Below are 13585 nucleotides of genomic sequence, written 5' to 3'. Positions count from 1 at the left end.
TGGTGACGCGGCTGTCGTCCGGTGCTATGCCCCGCAACTGCGCAGGAACCGGCGGGTGCGTTCGGCGATGGGGAAGGGCTGGTCCGGCGGGCACGGGTACATGTCCTGCTCGACGATGGCGAACAGGTCCACGCCCAGGTTCTGGGCCGCGGTCAGGACGGGCTCCAGCTCCGGCACACCCCCGGGGGGTTCACACATCACCCCGCGGCGCACCGCGGGTCCGAAGGGGGTCCCCTCCCGGACGACGTCGGCGAGGATCTCCGGGTCCACCTGCTTGAGGTGCAGGTAGTCGATCCGCTCGCCGTAGCGTTCGATCAACTCGACGCTGTCGCCGCCGCAGTAGGCGTAGTGCCCGGTGTCCAGGCAGAGGCTGACCAGTCCGGAGTCGGTGGCGTCGAGGAAGCGGACGACGTGTTCCTCGGTGTCGATGTGGGTGTCGGCGTGCGGGTGCACGGCGATGCGCAGCCCGTACTTCTCGCCGACCTCCCGCGCCAGCCGCTCGGTGCCCTCGGCGAGGTGCCGCCACTGCCCGGCGGTCAGTTCGGCGGGCTCGATCAGTTCGGCCGTCCGGTCGTCGCGCCAGAAGGACGGGATGACCACGAGGTGGCCGGCTCCCATGGCGCGGGTGAGTTCGGCGACCTGGGAGACGTGGGCCCAGGTCTCGTCCCAGACGTCCGGTCCCCGGTGCAGGGAGGTGAAGACCGTGCCGGCGGAGACCTTCAGGTCGCGTGCGGCGACCTCGTCGGCCAGCCGGGCCGGATCGGTCGGGAGATAGCCGTAGGGGCCGAGTTCGATCCAGTGGTAGCCCGCCTGCGCCACCTCGTCCAGGAAGCGCTGCCAGGGCACCTGCTGAGGGTCGTCGGGAAACCACACGCCCCAGGAGTCGGGCGCCGAGCCGACCCGGATGCGGTCGAGGGAGGGGGAGGAGGGGGCGGAAGTGCCAGTCATGGCCCAGAGCCAATCCGGTCCGGAGGAGCCCGGTCAAGAGTTTGTCAGGACAACGCTTCATCCTGCCGAAGTCGTCCGGCCGTCGCGGGCTCCGGTGTGCACCCGCCGGTGCGCCTCGACGTCAATATGTAAGGACAAATTATTGACACTGGTCGGCACCGCGACGGACGATGAGCCGGGCACCTGCGCACACCGCGGGCCACCACCCGACCGGCGAGGGAAGAGAGGCACCGGAGAGATGACCGAGCCGCAGCCGCGCGCGCCGCACGATCCGGGCATGCCGCACGACGTACTGACCATGGGCCGCATCGGGGTGGACCTCTACCCCCTCCAGAGCGGCGTCCCGCTCCAGCACGTGGAGAGCTTCGGCAAGTTCCTCGGCGGCTCCGCGACCAACGTCGCCGTCGCGGCGGCCCGGCTCGGCCGCTCCGCCGCGGTCATCACCCGCACCGGCGACGACCCGTTCGGCGTCTACTGCCACGAGGCGCTGCGCGGCTTCGGCGTGGACGACCGCTGGGTGACGCCCGTGGCGCAGTACCCCACCCCGGTGACGTTCTGCGAGATCTTCCCGCCGGACGACTTCCCGCTCTACTTCTACCGCCGGCCCAAGGCGCCCGACCTGGAGATCCGCACCGGGGAGCTCGACCTGGCGGGTGTCACCGGCGCCGCCGTCTTCTGGGCGACCGGCACCGGGCTGTGCGTGGAACCCAGCCGGGCCGCCACCCTCGCCGCGCTCGCCGCCCGGGCGCCCGGCCGGGACGACGCGGTCGCCACCGTCCTCGACCTGGACTGGCGGCCGATGTTCTGGGGCGCGGGCGCGGCCGGTCCGCTCACCGAGGAGGAGGCGGCCGAACAGGCGCGGCCCCACTACCGGCAGGCCCTCGCGCACGCCACCGTCGCCGTCGGCAACCTCGCCGAGTGCGAGGTGGCCACCGGAATCCGCGAGCCGCACGCCTGCGCCGAGGCGCTGCTCGCCGCCGGAGTCGAACTGGCCGTCGTCAAACAGGGCCCGAAGGGGGTGCTGGCCGTGCACGCGGACGGCACCGCCGTCGAGGTGCCCCCGCACCCGGTGGAGGTCGTCAACGGCCTCGGCGCGGGCGACGCGTTCGGCGGCGCGCTCTGCCACGGGCTGCTCTCCGGCTGGGAGCCGGAGTACACGATGCGGTACGCCAACGCCGCCGGCGCCCTCGTCGCCGCCCGCCTGGCCTGCTCCTCGGCCATGCCCGCCGCGCCCGAGGTCGAAGAGCTGCTGCGCGCCTGACGGCCACCCGTCCGCAGGGCCACGTGCCTGACCGGGCGGGCACGGGCGCACCCTCCCCGGCGGTACGGCGGCACCCCGCACCCGCGCCCGTCCCGCACCCCCGACGCCCGAAAGAGAGTCACCCTTGACCCCCAGCAGTGTCAGCATCTCCGAGCTGGCGGCCCTACGGACCCGGCATCCGGAGGCCATCGCCGAGGCCGCGGCGCGCCGCAGGCGCCGGCCGCTGGTGCGGGACGGCTCCCGGCTGATGATCGTCGCCGCGGACCACCCCGCCCGCGGCGCGCTGGGCGTCGGCAGTGACGAGCTGGCCATGGCCGACCGCGCCGACCTGCTGGAGCGGCTCGTCCTGGCGCTCTCCCGGCCCGGCGTCGACGGGGTGCTGGCCTCCGCGGACATCCTGGAGGACCTGCTGCTGCTCGGCGCCCTGGAGGACAAGGTGGTGCTCGGCTCCATGAACCGCGGCGGACTGGCCGGCGCCTCCTTCGAGCTGGACGACCGCTTCACCGGGCACCGCGCCGAGGACCTGGCCCGGGCCCGCTTCGACGGCGGCAAGCTGCTGCTGCGGATCGACCTCCAGGACCCCGGTTCGCTGCGCACGCTGCACTCCGCGGCCCGCGCCGTCGACGACATGGCGGCGCACCGGCTGCCGGTGTTCGTGGAGCCGTTCCTGAGCACCCGCAGCGGCGGCCGGGTCGTCAACGACCTCCGCGGCCCGGCCGTCGCGCGCTCGGTCGCCATCGCCTCCGGGCTGGGCGGCACCTCCGCCTACACCTGGCTCAAACTGCCGGTCACCGACGACCCGGAGGACATGGCGCGGGTGTGCGGGGCCTCCACGCTGCCCGTCGTGCTGCTCGGCGGAGAGGTGCACGGCGACCAGGAAGGCGCCTATGAGAAGTGGCGCAAGGCACTCGGCCTGCCGACCGTGCGGGGACTGGTCGTCGGGCGCTCTCTGCTCTACCCGGCCGGCGGCGACGTCGGCGCGGCCGTGGACACCGCCGTCGGACTGCTCTGAAAGGGGCTGCAAGGAGATGACAGACACCAGCTCGGGTTTCCATCTGCGGGCGGGCAGCGCCGCCTCGGGCCCGTACTCGCTCGCCGTCAGCCCGGAGAGCGCCGAGTGGGGCTACTCGTCGCTGCGGGTGCTGGAGCTGGCCCCGGGCGCCGGGCACACGTTCGCGACCGGCCCGAGCGAGTGGATCGTGCTGCCGCTCAGCGGCGGCTGCACCGTGCGGGCCGACGGGCACACCCTGGAACTGCGCGGCCGGGAGAGCGTCTTCGCCGCCGTCAGCGACTTCGCCTATGTCCCGCGCGACACCGAGGTGGAGATCAGCAGCGCGGCGGGCGGCCGGTTCGCGCTCACCGGGGCGCGCTGCGAACGGCGGCTGCCGGTGCGCTACGGCGCCGCCGAGGACGTGCCCGTGGAACTGCGCGGCAGCGGCACCTGCTCGCGGCAGGTGAACAACTTCGCCGCAGCGGGCGTGTTCGAGGCCGACCGGCTCATCGCCGTCGAAGTCCTCACCCCGGGCGGCAACTGGTCCTCCTACCCGCCGCACAAGCACGACGAGGAGCGGGCCGGCGCGGAGAGCGCGCTGGAGGAGATCTACTACTACGAGATCGCCCCGCACGGCGCCACCGAGGGCCTGGGCTACCAGCGGGTTACCCCCAGCGGCCGCGGCCGGGGCACCGACGTGCTGGCCGAGGTGCGCGGCGGGGACGCGGTGCTCATCCCGGACGGCTGGCACGGGCCCTCCATGGCGGCGCCGGGTCACGACATGTACTACCTGAACGTGATGGCGGGCCCGGGGGTGGATCGCGCGTGGCTTATCTGCGACCATCCAGATCACGCGTGGATTCGTGGCGCCTGGAGCGAATCGCCTATGGATCCAAGGCTTCCACTGTATGAAGCGAAGGATTCCGCAGAATCGCGCGGTGCTGCGCAGAACGAGGAGGGCGAGCGATGACGACCGTCAGGCTGACCGTCGCACAGGCCCTCGTGCGCTTCCTCGCCGCCCAGCACACCGAACGCGACGGGCAGCGGCACCGGCTGATCGACGCCTGCTGGGGCATCTTCGGACACGGCAACGTCGCCGGGCTCGGCCAGGCCCTTGTGGAGAGCGGACAGGGCTGGTCCTCGAAAGAAGCGCCGCTCCCCTTCCACCAGGGCCGCAACGAACAGGCGATGGTGCACGCCGCCGTCGGCTTCGCCCGTCAGCGCAACCGCCTCTCGGCGCAGGCCGTCACCACCTCCATCGGCCCCGGGGCCACCAACCTGACCACCGGCGCCGCGCTGGCCACCGTCAACCGGCTGCCCGTCCTGCTGCTGCCCGGCGACGTCTTCGCCGGCCGCGCCCCCGACCCGGTCCTCCAGCAGCTGGAGGTGCCGTACGCGGGTGACGTCTCGGTCAACGACGTACTGCGCCCCGTCTCCCGCTACTTCGACCGGGTGCTGCGCCCCGAGGCACTGATCCCGGCCGCGCTCCAGGCCGTGCGGGTGCTCGCCGACCCCGTCGAGACCGGCGCCGTCACCCTCGCGCTGCCGCAGGACGTGCAGACCGAGGCGTACGACTGGCCCGAGGAGTTCTTCGCCGAGCGCGTCTGGCGGGTGCCGCGCCCGGTCCCCGAACCCGAGGCGCTCGCCGCGGCGGCCGAGGCCGTCCGCGGCGCCCGGCGGCCGCTCCTGATCGCGGGCGGCGGCGTCCACCACAGCGAGGCCGAGGACGCGCTGCGGGCCTTCGCCGACGTGACCGGCATCCCGGTGGCCGCCACCCAGGCGGGCAAGGGCTCCCTGCGGCACGACCACCCCTGCGAGGTGGGCGGCGTCGGCCACACCGGCACCGCCGTCGCCGACGAGCTTGCCCGCACCGCCGATCTGGTGATCGGGGTCGGCACCCGGTACACCGACTTCACCACCGCCTCCCACACCCTCTTCCCGTCCACCGTGCGCTTCCTCAACCTCAACATCACCGCCTTCGACGGGCACAAGCTCGGCGCGACCGCCGTCGTCGCCGACGCGCGCGCCGCGCTGGAGGCGCTCACCGGCGCCCTGCGCGGGCACCGGGTCTCGCCCGACTACGAGGCCGAGTACGGGCGCGGCAGGCAGGAGTGGGAACGCACCGTCACCGAGGCGTTCGCGCCGAGCCCGCCGGACGCGCCGGCCCGGCCCTCGCAGACCCAGGTGCTCGGCGCCCTGGACTCCGTCGTCGGGGAAGAGGACGTCGTCATCAACGCCGCCGGGTCGATGCCCGGGGACCTGCACAAGCTGTGGCGGGCCCGCTCCCCGCGCCAGTACCACGTCGAGTACGGCTTCTCCTGCATGGGCTACGAGATTCCCGCGGCGCTCGGTGTCCGGCTGGCGGCACCGGAGTGCCCGGTGTGGGCGCTGGTGGGCGACGGCACGTATCTGATGCTGCCCACCGAGCTCGTCACCGCGGTCCAGGAGGGCATCGACATCAACGTCGTCCTGGTGCAGAACCACGGCTACGCCTCCATCGGCGGCCTGTCCGAGCAGACCGGCGGCGAACGCTTCGGCACCGCCTACCGGTTCCGGGACGAGGACGGCGGCTACACCGGCGCGCCGCTCCCCGTCGACCTGGCCGCCAACGCCGCCTCGCTCGGCATGGAGGTGCACCGGGCCGCCACCTGCGACGAGCTCCGCGAGGCGCTGGCCGCGGCGCGCGCCTCCGACCGGCCCACCTGCGTTTACGTCGAGACCGACCCGGACCCGGCCGTCCCCGCCCCCGGGCCGCAGGCGTGGTGGGACGTCGCCGTCGCCGAGACCTCGCAGCGCCCGGCCGCGCGCCGGGCCCGCGCGGAGTACGAACGGCAACGCGCCGACCGGGGGCGGTATCTGTGACCGCGCGCCGGCACCGGCACCCGCGCCGCGGCACCCGCGCCGCGGCACCCGCGCCCCTGCTCCCTCACCCGCACCATGAAAGGTCCCGTCCCCATGAAGACCCTCGGCCACTGGATCGGCAACAAGCCGGTGGAGTCCACCTCCGGCAACGTCGGCCCCGTCTACGACCCCGCCACGGGCGCGCAGCCCACCCAGGTCGCGCTCGCTTCCGTCCAGGAAGTGGACGCGGCGGTCGCCGCCGCGGCCGCCGCCTACTCCGAGTGGTCGCAGTCCTCGCTGGCCCGGCGCACCGCCTTCCTGTTCAAGTACCGCGAGCTGCTGGACGCGCGGCGCGACGAGATCGCCGCGCTGATCACGGCCGAGCACGGCAAGGTGCACTCCGACGCGCTGGGCGAGGTCGCCCGCGGCATGGAGATCCTGGAGCTGGCCTGCGGCATCCCGGAGAAGCTCAAGGGCGAGCTGTCCACCCAGGTCTCCACCCGGGTGGACGTCTCCTCCATCCGGCAGCCGGTCGGCGTGGTCGCGGGCATCACCCCGTTCAACTTCCCCGCGATGGTGCCGATGTGGATGTTCCCGCTGGCCATCGCCTGCGGGAACACCTTCGTCCTCAAGCCCAGCGAGAAGGACCCCTCGGCCGGCTACCGGCTCGCCGAACTGGCCGCCGAGGCCGGGCTGCCCGAGGGCGTGCTCAACGTCGTCAACGGCGACAAGACGGCCGTCGACCGCCTGCTGTCCCACCCGGACGTGGCCGCGGTCTCCTTCGTCGGCTCCACCCCCATCGCCCGGCACATCCAGGCCGAGGCCACCGCCCACGGCAAGCGGGTGCAGGCCCTCGGCGGCGCCAAGAACCACATGATGGTGCTCCCCGACGCCGACCTCGACCACGCGGCGGACAACGCCATCAACGCCGCCTACGGCTCGGCCGGCGAGCGGTGCATGGCCGTCTCCGTCGTCGTCGCCGTCGGAGGAACCGGTGACGAACTGGTCGCCAAGATCGCCGAGCGGGCCGCGGCGCTGCGCATCGGCCCCGGCGACGACCCGGCCAGTGAGATGGGCCCGCTCATCACCCGCGAGCACCGCGACAAGGTCGCCTCCTATGTGGCCGGCGCCGCCGACCAGGGCGCGAAGGTCGTCGTGGACGGCACCGGCTTCCGGGTCGAGGACCGTCCGGAGGGCTTCTTCCTCGGCGTCTCGCTGCTGGACGACGTCCGGCCCGGCATGGCCGCCTACGACGACGAGATCTTCGGCCCGGTGCTGTGCGTGGTGCGCGCCGAGACCTACGACGAGGGCCTCGCGTTGATCAACGCCAGCAAGTGGGGCAACGGCGCCGCCGTCTTCACCCGGGACGGCGGCGCGGCCCGCCGCTTCCAACTGGAGGTGGAGGCCGGAATGGTGGGCGTCAACGTGCCCATCCCGGTGCCGGTCGGATACCACTCCTTCGGCGGCTGGAAGCAGAGCCTCTTCGGCGACCTGCACATCTACGGCAACGACGGCGTGCAGTTCTACACCCGCGGCAAGGTCGTCACCACCCGCTGGCCCGACCCCGCCGACAGCGGCGGCATCAACCTCGGCTTCCCCAGCAACCACTGACGCCTCCCCGGTATCCCCTGCGGCCCGGGAGGCCACCTCCCGCCGCACCGGCGGGAGTCCGCGGAACCGGTCCGGCCGCCGCCCGGCGGCCGGACCCGGCACCGTGCGGCGCGGCGGGTTCCCGCCCCCGTCCGGCTGCGTCACCAGGACGTTCGCCTTCGGTAGGGTCGATCGCATGCTCGGGTACTTGAAGGCCGCACCACTGCCCTGGCTCCGGGCGCTGAAGGACACCGCGCGCTCCGGACTCAGCGTGGAGCGCGCCTCGCTGACACCGCTGACCGCGGTACGCGGCGCGTGCGGCGTCGGACTGGTCGTCGGACTGGCGCTGCTGATCGGCACCCCGCAACTGGCCGTCTCCAGCGCCTTCGGCGCCTTCGCCTCCGGTATCGCCACCTTCCAGCGGAGCTGGCGGCCCCGGCCCGTACTGGCGCTGGCGGCCTCGACCGGCCTGGCAGTCTCCACCTTCCTCGGCTACCTGCTGATCGGCATGCCCTGGGCGTTCGTGCTGCTGCTGGCCCTGTGGGCCTTCCTGGCCGGGATGGCCTGGGGCATCGGCCCCACCTCCGGCGTGGTGGCCGCCTTCAACATCTCCGTGATGCTGATCACCGTCCACCTGCCCACCAGCACCCTGGGCGCGCTCAACCACGCCGCGCTCATCGCCATGGGCGGTGTGGTGCAGGCCGGACTGATCGTGCTGTTCCCCGTACGGCCCTGGGGCGCACACCGCGACACCCTCGCCGACGCGCTGGCCGCCGTCGCCGACTACGCGCGGCGGCTCCGCCACGACCCGATGGCGCCCTTCGACCCCGAACCGCTCATCCAGGCCCGCAGCGCCGCCGCCGTCACCCCGCGTCAGGCCCGCCGCAGGCCACGCCAGTTGCACGGCTACCGGGCCATGGCCGAGCGCTTCCGCCCCGTGCTGGCCTCCCTCGCCGACCCGGTGGTCGGCGGCGCCCCGATGGTGGGGCCCGAACGGGACCGGGTACGCGAACTCCTGGCCGCCGCCGCGACCGTGCTGGACGCCTCCGCGCGCGCCATCCGGCGCGGCCAACGCGTCCGACTGCCCGACCAGGCCCTGGACGTCCTCCAGGTGCCCAAGAGCGGCCCCGTCCTCAGCGGCCCCGCACGACGCGCTGCCCTGCGCCTCATCGCCCTCACGGACGACGCGGTGGAAGCGGCGCAGGAACCCGTGGAGGTCACCCGCGGCGGGGTACTGGCCCGCGTCACCTGGCACGTGGCCGACCGCGAGGGCCGCCGCCGCGGCTTCCCCGACCAGCACCCCGAAGCGGACGCCAGCCTGGACGGCCCCTACGGCCCCGACCCGGACGAGGTGGCCGCCGAGGAGGCCGAGGCCCGGGACGCCGCGAGCACCCGCCGCAAGGCCGCCGGCGGCAAGCACACCCCCGCCGCCGGGCACGCGCTCGCCCGCCACCGCCATCTGCACATGCCCACCCTCGCCGGGCTGGTGCCGGTCGCGCTGCGCACCCTGCGCCGCGAACTCCACTGGAAGTCGCTGATCCTGCGGCACGCGCTGCGCGTCAGCGCCGTCGTCTCGGTCGGCTTCCTGATCGGCCGAGCCCTGCCACCCGCACACGGCTACTGGGTGCCGCTGACCGCCGTCATGGTGCTGCGGCCGGACTTCTCCCGCACCTACGAACGCGGCATCGGCCGCGCCGTCGGCACCTTCGTCGGCGTCGCCATCGCGGGCACCGTGATGGCCCTGGCCGGACCCGGCCCCTACCTCAGTGCCGGGCTCGCCGTGCTCAGCGTCGGCTTCCTCTACCTGCTGCTGAGCACCGGATACGTCATCGCCTCCGTCTGCACCGGCGCATACGTGATCTTCCTGCTCGGCATCCTGGGCACCGACTGGTACCAGACCGCCTACGAACGCGCCGGACTCACCGCGCTCGGCGGACTGCTCGCCATGCTCAGCTACGCACTCTTCCCCGCCTGGCACACCCCGCTGCTGCGCGACCGGCTCGCCGACTGGCTGGCCGCCACCGGCCGGTACGCCATCGCCGTGCTCGACGCCTTCGCGCAGCCCGCCGCGCACGCGCCCCGCCAGGTGCGCGAAGCACTGCTGGACACCCGGGCGGCCCGGCAGAACTGGGAGCAGACCCTCAGCCGCGCCGAGGCCGAACCCGTCCGCCACCGCGGCCGCCTCTCCCGCCGCTCCGCCAGCGACGCCCAGTCCGCGCTGGTCACCATGGGCCGCGCCTGCATGCTGCTGGAGGCCCACCTCCCCGGCCCGGACGCCCGCCCCGACAGCGCCGCCGCCGACTTCTCCGCGGCGGTGGCCACCGACATGTCCGCCGCGGTCACCGCCGTCCGGGAGAGCGAACCCCTGGAGTGGAAGCGCGTCCACCAGGCCCTGGCCCGCTGGTGGGAGGAGGCCGACCACCCGCCGCCGGTGGCCCTGCGCACGGCCGAACTCCTCACCGACGCCCTGGACGACCTCACCCAGGCGACAGCCCCGAAGAAGTCCTGAGCTTCCGTTCCAGGGGTGCGCCCGTCGCGGACCGCCGTCACGCGGGCCCCGTCCGCACCGGAGCCCGGCGCAACTGGTCGCCGTACCGGTAGATCATGATGGGCGGCCCGCCGGTGTCGTCCTCGTCCACCAGCACCCGGTAGATGAACGGCGCCGGGCCGGTCACCTGCACCACCGTCCCCGGCTTGCCCGTCTTCGCGTCCCGCACCCGGTCGCCCTCGGACCACACGGTCACACGCTCCGCAGCCCGGGTCCGTCGCCCGTGTCGCCCCCGCTGCCGCCGCCGTCGCCGCTTCCGTGTCTGCGGCGCAGATGCGCCGCGAACAGCGCCTCCAGATCGGCACGCGGCTGCGGGTCCCATGCCGCCCGCCTGATCATCGTGCGGAACCAACCACAGTCCTGGCAGTCAGGCACCCGCGGCCCGTCGTTCATGAATCGTCCTCGCGCTGGAATTTCCGGCTCACAGCAACAAGAGTGCGTGACGCCACGTAGTCTCAACAGCACTGACAGCTTTACTCGTTCCGTAATAGCCAGCCGGGGTGAGCCCATGGCCAAAACTCCACTCGACCCGTCATCGAGCATGGCGGCCCTCTACGGTGTCCACCTCAAACGGCTCAGAGAACGGCGCGGCTGGACCCAACACGATCTCGCCGCCCGCGTGTTCGTCAGCCCCGGCCGGGTCGCCCAACTGGAATGCGCCTCCGGGGCCCGCCCCACCGCGGAGCTGACCCGCGCCCTCGACGATGCCCTCGACGCGGCCGGCCTGCTGGTCGACCGCTGGCCGCACGTGTACCGGGAGAGCTTTCCGGACTGGGCACGCAGGTTCATGGAGCTCTCTGAGCGGGCGATCATTATTCGCCTGTACGCAGCGCAGGCCGTGCCCGGCTTTCTTCAGACAGAGCCGTATGCTCGCGCAGTGTTGCGACGCGGTCGGACGCTGACCAGCGCCCACATGCTCGACGAACGTGTCGCGGCTCGAATGGCACGACAGGAACGGCTTCAGGGGGTTGGGGCTCCCGCGCTCTCCGTTGTGCTCGACGAAGCAGTGCTCATGCGCCCGGTGGGTGGACACACATCAATGCGAGATCAGTTGGTGAGGCTGCGCGAGGCTTGCACCCAGCACACCGTTCAGGTTCTCCCTTTCAGCTCCGGTGCACACCCGCTGTTGGGTGGGTCACTCACCCTCCTCACCATGCCGGATGGCTCCGAGACGGCGTATGCCGAGGGTGCCGAACACGGACAACTGTTTGAAGAGCCAGACGACGTAGCGTCGTTCAACCGGGCTTACGATCAATTGCGTGCGGAGTCGCTTCCCGTCGCGATGTCCGTGCAAATGATCGCCGACGCAGCGGAAGGCTACAGACATGGCGGATCTGAGCGGCGCGCGCTGGCGCGCAAGCAGCTACAGCAACGCAGCGGGCGGAGAGTGCGTCGAGGTGGCAGACGGCTTCCCGGGCGTCGTTCCGGTGCGTGACAGCAAAGATACGGCTCGGAAACCCTTGGTGTTCTCCGCGCACACCTGGGCGGCGTTCGTCATGGACCTCAGCAGCAGCGGATCTTCGCCTCTGCCCGCTGGAAGTCGCCTGCCGCGAAGGCACCGGCCGGGATCGTGAAGTAGAGGGTTCCGGCGTCGCCCCAGCCCCAGCCGAGATCCATGTCCTCCGCGAGCTGGAGCAGGTGGATCTCGGGGCCGTCGGCGTCGCGTTCGGTGACGTCTGACGCGTACGAGGTGTCGGGCCAGCCGAAGGCACGGTGCCGCCCGGCGGTGTTCCCGTCGAGGTCGGCCATCTCGGTCAGGATGAGCGAGGTGAGCCCCCAGTGCTGCGCGGGATCGTAGGCGATGTCGTCATCGGCGAGATCCCAGCAGTCCGGGAGCATGGTGACCTCTGCGGCGTGCAGGGGGGTGTCCGGATAGCTGTTGGCCGGTTCGGGTGCCCCCGCCTCGGAGGCGAGCGCCGGGTCGGCGGTCAGGACCCGGCATGCCTCGGGGCCGAACATGTCCAGGTGGCGGTACTCCTCGTACGGCACATCCGGATCGAAGCAGAAGAAGTTGAGCAGGCCCGGACGCGTGGGCAGTTCGTCGCCGAGCCAGGGAGCGAGTGCCTCGGTGTCGAGTACGGCATGGAGGGACAGCGGGAAGCCGCCGTAGCGGGGCCAGGGGGTCCCCGGTTCGAGCAGGGCCGGACCGCCGAGCCGGCAGCGTCCGGTGGCAGGCGCCGCGTCCGTCGGACGGTCGAGCCGGAAGCCGCGGCGGGCCATGGCCGTGAACTGGCGGCCGGACTCGTCGCCGAGCCGTTCGGCGCAGATGCGCCGCATCGCGGCGGTGTCGTCGAACTCCATGCGCGGGATCTTCTCAACCCGCAGCCCGCGAGAACCGGTCGGGGCGGGTGGGCGGAGCTGAGTCGCACGATAGGCTCTGCGCCGCCTCTGCCGCCGCTCTCCGGAACTGCCCTGTGTCGCCCTTCGGTCTGTCGCTGCTCTTCTCCGCCGTCTTCATGCCGGTTGGTGCGATGGTCGGGGCACTCGCGTACGGACGGGTGCGCCGGGTCCGAAGCCTGCTGGCGGACGGGGCGCAGGCGCGAGGTGTGGTGACCCGCCTGGAAGCCCGGGAGATGAGCGGCCCCTCCGAGTCGGGAGGCGTCACCTTCCGGAGCTACGGCACCACCGTGTACCACCCGGTCGTCTCCTGGACCACGGAGACGGGGCGACCGATGGAGACCAGGAACATGATCGGCCGCCCGCTGCACCGCACCCCTCCGATCGGCACCTAGGTGACGGTCTTCTACGACCGTTGGACGATGGCATCCGAAGGCACGGCCATCCCCCGGGTCTGCGTCGCTGTGGGCGCGGTCTTCCTGGCGGTCGGAACAGGCTTCCTGCTGGGCGGGGTGCTGCGGGTGTTCTGAACGTTTCCCGCAGCGGAGCGGTACCGGTCGGTGCCATACGGCTCGTCACGTGGTCTTGCCGAGTCCTGCTGGCTGGTGCGTCAGCGGCTGAGATACCGGGTGACCGCCTCCGCCAGTTCACGGTGCCACTGCTGCACGCGGGAGACGCGGCGGGCACTGATCTCGCTCTCGAAGGCCGAGCCGTCGTGCAGCGTGACGGTGACGTGCAGTCGGGACCTGCGGACGGTGCGATGGGTGACGTCGGCGATCTCCGGCCAGGAAAGCTCGATCCTCGCGCCGTCCTGATCGAGGTCCTCGTCGGTCTCGATCTGGTCCCACGGCAGCCCGCGCCCGTCAAGTGTCAGCATGATCCCGTCGGCATCGACGATGATGCTGGAATCCGCGTCCGCCGCGATGAACGACTCGTCGTCCGGGACGGGCGTCTGTTCGGAGCCGCGGCTCGTCGATGCCTCGGCGAGGGTAGGCACGTACGGGGGGACGGACGGGCGTGGTGGGGCAAGGCGACAGTCCGGCCTCGGTTCCGGCGGGCGCTCGGGGCA

Annotated in this window: 14 protein-coding genes; 9 read left to right on the top strand and 5 right to left on the bottom strand. The window is 72.7% G+C overall.

Going from position 1 to position 13585, the window contains the following annotated elements:
* Positions 1 to 24 precede the first annotated feature (24 nt).
* Positions 25 to 948 (bottom strand): sugar phosphate isomerase/epimerase, encoded by a 924-nt coding sequence (locus tag ACFYMO_RS09755; RefSeq protein ID WP_366769787.1) that lies wholly within the window; start codon positions 946 to 948, stop codon positions 25 to 27.
* Between the two features lie 277 nt (positions 949 to 1225).
* Here ACFYMO_RS09755 and iolC point away from each other — a divergent pair, with 277 nt between their 5' ends.
* From iolC to ACFYMO_RS09725, 6 genes are all read left to right on the top strand, one after another.
* Positions 1226 to 2209, top strand: coding sequence for a 5-dehydro-2-deoxygluconokinase (iolC, locus tag ACFYMO_RS09750; RefSeq protein WP_366769788.1), 984 nt, complete (start codon positions 1226 to 1228; stop codon positions 2207 to 2209).
* 124 nt (positions 2210 to 2333) lie between these two features.
* The gene (locus ACFYMO_RS09745; RefSeq protein WP_366769789.1) at positions 2334 to 3221 is read left to right on the top strand and encodes a deoxyribose-phosphate aldolase; all 888 of its coding nucleotides are present in this window, start codon (positions 2334 to 2336) and stop codon (positions 3219 to 3221) included.
* A gap of 16 nt (positions 3222 to 3237) precedes the next feature.
* Complete coding sequence (gene iolB / locus ACFYMO_RS09740) at positions 3238 to 4170, top strand: 5-deoxy-glucuronate isomerase (RefSeq protein WP_366769790.1); 933 nt, start codon at positions 3238 to 3240, stop codon at positions 4168 to 4170.
* Positions 4167 to 6062 (top strand): 3D-(3,5/4)-trihydroxycyclohexane-1,2-dione acylhydrolase (decyclizing), encoded by a 1896-nt coding sequence (gene iolD / locus ACFYMO_RS09735; RefSeq protein WP_366769791.1) that lies wholly within the window; start codon positions 4167 to 4169, stop codon positions 6060 to 6062. The genes iolB and iolD overlap by 4 nt, the downstream gene beginning before the upstream one ends.
* A 93-nt stretch (positions 6063 to 6155) precedes the next feature.
* Positions 6156 to 7652: a CoA-acylating methylmalonate-semialdehyde dehydrogenase gene (locus ACFYMO_RS09730; protein ID WP_366769792.1), complete on the top strand. Its 1497-nt coding sequence runs from the start codon at positions 6156 to 6158 to the stop codon at positions 7650 to 7652.
* Positions 7653 to 7827: 175 nt separating this feature from the next.
* Positions 7828 to 10140: an FUSC family protein gene (locus tag ACFYMO_RS09725; RefSeq protein ID WP_366769793.1), complete on the top strand. Its 2313-nt coding sequence runs from the start codon at positions 7828 to 7830 to the stop codon at positions 10138 to 10140.
* A gap of 37 nt (positions 10141 to 10177) precedes the next feature.
* Here the strand turns inward: ACFYMO_RS09725 and ACFYMO_RS09720 are convergent, their stop codons facing one another.
* Both ACFYMO_RS09720 and ACFYMO_RS09715 read right to left on the bottom strand, forming a co-directional pair.
* Positions 10178 to 10375 carry a hypothetical protein gene (locus tag ACFYMO_RS09720; protein WP_366769794.1) on the bottom strand — a complete coding sequence of 66 codons (198 nt, stop codon included), beginning with the start codon at positions 10373 to 10375 and terminating at the stop codon, positions 10178 to 10180.
* The gene (locus ACFYMO_RS09715) at positions 10372 to 10572 is read right to left on the bottom strand and encodes a hypothetical protein (protein ID WP_366769795.1); all 201 of its coding nucleotides are present in this window, start codon (positions 10570 to 10572) and stop codon (positions 10372 to 10374) included. The genes ACFYMO_RS09720 and ACFYMO_RS09715 overlap by 4 nt, the downstream gene beginning before the upstream one ends.
* Positions 10573 to 10687: 115 nt before the next feature.
* On the opposite strand from ACFYMO_RS09715, the gene ACFYMO_RS09710 reads away from it, so the two are divergent.
* Positions 10688 to 11614, top strand: a complete 927-nt coding sequence (locus ACFYMO_RS09710) for a helix-turn-helix domain-containing protein (protein ID WP_388545414.1) — start codon at positions 10688 to 10690, stop codon at positions 11612 to 11614.
* Complete coding sequence (locus tag ACFYMO_RS09705; RefSeq protein ID WP_388545412.1) at positions 11505 to 11753, top strand: DUF397 domain-containing protein; 249 nt, start codon at positions 11505 to 11507, stop codon at positions 11751 to 11753. Before ACFYMO_RS09710 ends, ACFYMO_RS09705 begins: the two co-directional genes overlap by 110 nt.
* On the opposite strand, the gene ACFYMO_RS09700 is transcribed toward ACFYMO_RS09705, so the two are convergent.
* Positions 11683 to 12480 (bottom strand): YwqG family protein, encoded by a 798-nt coding sequence (locus tag ACFYMO_RS09700; protein ID WP_366769798.1) that lies wholly within the window; start codon positions 12478 to 12480, stop codon positions 11683 to 11685. The genes ACFYMO_RS09705 and ACFYMO_RS09700 overlap by 71 nt on opposite strands.
* A gap of 113 nt (positions 12481 to 12593) precedes the next feature.
* Here ACFYMO_RS09700 and ACFYMO_RS09695 point away from each other — a divergent pair, with 113 nt between their 5' ends.
* Entirely contained in the window at positions 12594 to 12911 is a 318-nt protein-coding gene (locus ACFYMO_RS09695; protein WP_388545409.1) for a hypothetical protein, read from the top strand.
* A gap of 215 nt (positions 12912 to 13126) precedes the next feature.
* Here ACFYMO_RS09695 and ACFYMO_RS09690 read toward each other — a convergent pair whose 3' ends face one another.
* Positions 13127 to 13513: a hypothetical protein gene (locus ACFYMO_RS09690; protein WP_366769800.1), complete on the bottom strand. Its 387-nt coding sequence runs from the start codon at positions 13511 to 13513 to the stop codon at positions 13127 to 13129.
* Between the last annotated feature and the right edge of the window lie 72 nt (positions 13514 to 13585).

Source organism: Streptomyces sp. NPDC007025 (assembly GCF_042869455.1).
Classification (GTDB): Bacteria; Actinomycetota; Actinomycetes; order Streptomycetales; family Streptomycetaceae; genus Streptomyces.
Note: the sequence above shows the minus strand (reverse complement) of the source record. Positions and strands in the feature narration are given on the sequence as shown.

What these genes read in the sequence shown, in the direction of transcription:
- ACFYMO_RS09755 (WP_366769787.1), bottom strand. Translation starts at nt 948, where the DNA reads ATGACTGGCACTTCCGCCCCCTCCTCCCCCTCCCTCGACCGCATCCGG.
- iolC (WP_366769788.1), top strand. Translation starts at nt 1,226, where the DNA reads ATGCCGCACGACGTACTGACCATGGGCCGCATCGGGGTGGACCTCTAC.
- iolB (WP_366769790.1), top strand. Translation starts at nt 3,238, where the DNA reads ATGACAGACACCAGCTCGGGTTTCCATCTGCGGGCGGGCAGCGCCGCC.
- iolD (WP_366769791.1), top strand. Translation starts at nt 4,167, where the DNA reads ATGACGACCGTCAGGCTGACCGTCGCACAGGCCCTCGTGCGCTTCCTC.
- ACFYMO_RS09730 (WP_366769792.1), top strand. Translation starts at nt 6,156, where the DNA reads ATGAAGACCCTCGGCCACTGGATCGGCAACAAGCCGGTGGAGTCCACC.
- ACFYMO_RS09725 (WP_366769793.1), top strand. Translation starts at nt 7,828, where the DNA reads ATGCTCGGGTACTTGAAGGCCGCACCACTGCCCTGGCTCCGGGCGCTG.
- ACFYMO_RS09715 (WP_366769795.1), bottom strand. Translation starts at nt 10,572, where the DNA reads ATGAACGACGGGCCGCGGGTGCCTGACTGCCAGGACTGTGGTTGGTTC.
- ACFYMO_RS09710 (WP_388545414.1), top strand. Translation starts at nt 10,688, where the DNA reads ATGGCCAAAACTCCACTCGACCCGTCATCGAGCATGGCGGCCCTCTAC.
- ACFYMO_RS09705 (WP_388545412.1), top strand. Translation starts at nt 11,505, where the DNA reads ATGGCGGATCTGAGCGGCGCGCGCTGGCGCGCAAGCAGCTACAGCAAC.
- ACFYMO_RS09700 (WP_366769798.1), bottom strand. Translation starts at nt 12,480, where the DNA reads ATGGAGTTCGACGACACCGCCGCGATGCGGCGCATCTGCGCCGAACGG.